This is a genomic window from Streptomyces sp. NPDC005799 (assembly GCF_040630525.1).
Lineage (GTDB): Bacteria > Actinomycetota > Actinomycetes > Streptomycetales > Streptomycetaceae > Streptomyces > Streptomyces griseorubiginosus_B.
In genome coordinates, this window is sequence record NZ_JBEXXQ010000230.1 from 1 (window position 1) to 1,061 (window position 1,061).

Below are 1,061 nucleotides of genomic sequence, written 5' to 3' on the forward strand. Positions count from 1 at the left end.
GGAGGGCGTACCTTCCCGAATGATCCGTAAGGTCTCCGAGTGGGCCCGCGTTCGCAGCGCGGGTCGGGAAGGCACGCCCGTGCTCAGCGTAGTCACTGACGACGGCTCCACCCAGTCCGGCTCCCTGATCGACGAGATCGTGCGGGAAGGCGCCCGCCGGATGCTCGCCGCCGCACTGGAAGCGGAAGTTAACCAGTACATAGCCGAGTTGGCGGCCGAGACCGACGAGTACGGCCGGCGTCTCGTTGTCCGCAACGGCCACCACCGGTCCCGGACGGTGGTCACCGCGGCCGGGCCGGTCGAGGTCAAGGCCCCGCGGGTGAACGACCGCCGCGTCGACGACGAGACCGGCGAGCGCAAGCGGTTCTCCTCGAAGATCCTGCCGCCGTGGTGCCGCAAGGTCCCCGAAAATCTCGGAAGTGCTGCCGCTGCTCTACTTGCACGGCCTGTCGTCTGGCGACTTCGTCCCGGCGCTGGAGCAGTTCCTCGGCGGCACCGCCGGCCTGTCGGCCGCGACCGTGACACGACTGACCAGGCAGTGGGGCGAGGACCACGCTGCCTTCCAGAACCGGGACCTGTCGGATCGCGACTTCGTCTACGTGTGGGCTGACGGCGTGCACCCGAAGGTCCGGCTCGGCCAGGCCCGCTCGTGCGTCCTGGTCCTGCTCGGAGTCCGGCTGGACGGCACGAAGGAGCTGATCGCACTGGCCGAGGGCCTGCGGGAGTCGACCGAGTCGTGGGCCGACCTGCTGCGCGACTGCCGCCGACGCGGCATGCGCGACCCCGAGTTGGTCATCGGCGACGGTGCCATGGGCCTGTGGCGGGCGCTCGCCGAGGTCTTCCCGGCAGCTAGGCCGCAAAGGTGCTGGGTTCACAAAGCCCGCAACGTCACCAACTGCCTGCCCAAGTCCGCGCAGCCCGGCGCGACGAAGGCGATGCAGGAGATCTACAACGCCGAGGACCGGGCCCACGCCGAGAAGGCGATCGAAGCGTTCGTCCGCACCTACGGCGCCAAGTGGCCCAAGGCCGTCTCGAAGATCACCTACGATGCCGAGGAACTG

The 1,061-nt window shown here is 69.3% G+C and carries 1 pseudogene; it reads left to right on the forward strand.

Going from position 1 to position 1,061, the window contains the following annotated elements:
- Window positions 1-79: 79 nt before the first annotated feature.
- Window positions 80-1,061 (forward strand): annotated as a pseudogene (locus tag ABZ453_RS51420) (IS256 family transposase); the annotation flags it as partial.